The following is a 2,635-nucleotide window of genomic DNA, read 5'->3' on the forward strand; positions in this document are numbered from 1 at the left end:
GCCGGTTCGGGGCTGCTCGGCCTCGCGGTGGCCGCCGCCGCGCCGCTGGCCCGTCGGCTGGCCCGCAGGGTGTCCCCGACGTGACCGCCGACCCCGACCCCGACCCGGCCCGACTCCGTTTCGGGTACGGCACCAACGGCTTCGCCAACCACCGTCTCGACGACGCCCTCGCCGTCCTGGCCGACCTCGGCTACCAGGGCGTCGCCCTGACCCTGGACACCGACCACCTCGACCCGTTCGCCCCCGACCTGCCAGCCCGGGTGGCCGCCGTGCACCGCCGACTGGCCGACCTCGGGCTCGCCGTGGTGATCGAGACCGGGGCCCGGTACCTGCTCGACCCGTGGCACAAGCACGCCCCGACGTTGCTGCACGACGACCCGGCCCGGCGGATCGAGTTCCTGCACCGGGCCGTCCGGATCGGTGCCGACCTCGGCGCGGAGGCGGTGTCGTTCTGGGCCGGGGTACGGCCGTCCCACGTCGACCCGCAGGTCGCCTGGGACCGGCTGGTCGCCGGCTGCGCGGACGTGGTCCGGGCCGCCGACGCCGCCGGGGTGACCCTCGGCTTCGAGCCGGAGCCGGGCATGCTCGTCGAGGGGATCGCCGACTGGCGGCGGCTCCGGGCCGAGCTTGGCGAACCACCCGGGTTCGGCCTCACCCTCGACATCGGACACTGCCGGTGCCTGGAGCCGGTGCCCGTCGCACAGTGCGTGTACGACGTCGGCGAACACCTTGTCAACGTGCAGATCGACGACATGCGCCGGGGTGTCCACGAGCACCTGGAGTTCGGCACCGGCGAGATCGACTTCCCGCCGGTGCTGCGGGCCCTCGCCGACGTCGACTACCGGGGGCTGGTGGCCGTGGAACTGCCCCGGCACTCGCACGCCGCCCCGACCGTCGCCGCCGCCTCACTCGACTTCCTCCACGCCGCCGCCGGGACCCGGCCCACCGGCCCGGACCCGTACACCAGCACGAGGGGAGAGACCGGATGACCCCGGAACAGCTCCGCACCGCCCTACGTGACGTACCCGATCCGGCCTGGCTGGACGCGGCGTGCGGCCGGGTGGCTGCCGAACCGTCGAGCATCGACCGCTTCTTCCCGGCCGTCGGCCGACGGTGCGGCCGGGGTCCCCTCCCGGACCTGCCCGGCTGGACCGCCGACGAGGCGGCCCGGGCGCTGCTGCTCGTCGCGCTGCCCCGCCGGCACGCCGAGTACGCCGAGAACCTCTACCGACACGGTGACGCCGCCGAGCGTCGGGCCGTCCTGCGGGCCCTCCCGCTGCTGCCGATCGGTGCGGCCGGGGTTCCCCTGGTGCTGGACGCGATCCGGACCAACGACACCCGGCTGGTCGCCGCCGCACTCGGCCCGTACGCCGGGCACCTCGACACCGCCTCGTGGCGACAGGCGGTCCTCAAGTGCGTCTTCATGGGCGTACCGCTGACTGTCGTCGCGGACCTCGACGAACGCGCCGACGCCGAGCTGGCCGCGATGCTCGCCGGGCTGGCCGCCGAACGGCACGCCGCCGGACGGGCCATGCCCACCGACGCCGTCGACCTGCTCGACCAGCTCAGCGCCAGGGAGGCGTGATGCGAATCTTCGACCCGCACATCCACATGACCTCGCGGACCACCGACGACTACGAGCGGATGGCAGCCGCCGGGATCCGGGCCGTCGTCGAGCCCGCGTTCTGGCTGGGCCAGCCCCGCACCAGCCCCGCCTCGTTCGCCGACTACTTCGACTCCCTGATCGGCTGGGAGCCGTTCCGCGCGTCGCAGTTCGGGGTCCGCCACCACGCCACCGTCGCGCTCAACCCGAAGGAGGCGAACGACCCCCGCTGCCGACCGGTCCTCGACCTGCTGCCCCGCTACCTCGACAAGGACGGGGTGGTGGCGGTCGGCGAGATCGGGTACGACTCGATGACCCCGGAGGAGGACGCCGCCTTCGCCGGTCAGCTCGCGCTGGCGGTCGCCCACGACCTGCCGGCAATGGTGCACACCCCGCACCGGGACAAGGTCCGGGGCGTCGAGCGGAGCCTCGCCGTGGTGACCGAGTCCGGCATCGAACCCGGCCGGGTGGTGGTCGACCACCTCAACGAGGTGACAGTCGAACTCGTCCGGGACACCGGCTGCTGGCTGGGCTTCTCCATCTATCCCGACACCAAGATGTCCCCGCCCCGGATGGTGGAGCTGCTGAGGACGTACGGCACCGAACGGGTGCTGGTCAACTCGGCGGCCGACTGGGGGCGCTCCGACCCGCTGCTCACCCGGGCCACCGGGGAGGCGATGCTCCTCGCCGGGTTCACCGACGACGACGTCGACAGGGTGCTCTGGCGCAACCCGGTGGAGTTCTACGGGCAGTCCGGGCGGCTGGACCTGACCGACGTGGACGCCCCCGCACCCACCTTCGAGGGCAACTCGATCCTGCGCGGGGGCAGCTGATGCGGCTGCGTCACGCCGACGGGACCACCGTCCACCTGGGCTACTGCACCAACGTGCACCCCGCCGAGGAGTTCGCCGGAATCCTCGCCCAACTCGACACGTACGCGGTGCCGGTACGGGAACGCCTCGGCGGTGACCTGCTGGGGCTGGGGCTCTGGCTGGCCGCCCCGGTCGCCGCCGAACTGGCCGCCGACGCGGG

The 2,635-nt window shown here is 73.7% G+C and carries 3 protein-coding genes and 1 pseudogene; all 4 read left to right on the forward strand.

Features of this window, described 5'->3' with window-relative positions; translation table 11 throughout:
* The first annotated feature begins 80 nt into the window (after positions 1 to 80).
* Positions 81 to 989 carry a sugar phosphate isomerase/epimerase family protein gene (locus ABT336_RS27125; RefSeq protein WP_350900400.1) on the forward strand — a complete coding sequence of 303 codons (909 nt, stop codon included), beginning with the start codon at positions 81 to 83 and terminating at the stop codon, positions 987 to 989.
* The gene (locus ABT336_RS27130) at positions 986 to 1,585 is read left to right on the forward strand and encodes an EboA domain-containing protein (RefSeq protein WP_350900402.1); all 600 of its coding nucleotides are present in this window, start codon (positions 986 to 988) and stop codon (positions 1,583 to 1,585) included. The genes ABT336_RS27125 and ABT336_RS27130 overlap by 4 nt, the downstream gene beginning before the upstream one ends.
* Positions 1,585 to 2,436: a TatD family hydrolase gene (locus tag ABT336_RS27135; RefSeq protein ID WP_350900404.1), complete on the forward strand. Its 852-nt coding sequence runs from the start codon at positions 1,585 to 1,587 to the stop codon at positions 2,434 to 2,436. Before ABT336_RS27130 ends, ABT336_RS27135 begins: the two co-directional genes overlap by 1 nt.
* Positions 2,436 to 2,635, forward strand: a pseudogene (locus ABT336_RS27140) (metabolite traffic protein EboE); the annotation flags it as partial. The gene ABT336_RS27135 and the pseudogene ABT336_RS27140, both read left to right, overlap by 1 nt.

This window comes from Micromonospora sp. NPDC000207, from assembly GCF_040300925.1.
In the GTDB taxonomy this organism is placed as follows: Bacteria; Actinomycetota; Actinomycetes; order Mycobacteriales; family Micromonosporaceae; genus Micromonospora.

What these genes read in the sequence shown, in the direction of transcription:
- ABT336_RS27135 (WP_350900404.1), top strand. Translation starts at nt 1,585, where the DNA reads ATGCGAATCTTCGACCCGCACATCCACATGACCTCGCGGACCACCGAC.
- ABT336_RS27130 (WP_350900402.1), top strand. Translation starts at nt 986, where the DNA reads ATGACCCCGGAACAGCTCCGCACCGCCCTACGTGACGTACCCGATCCG.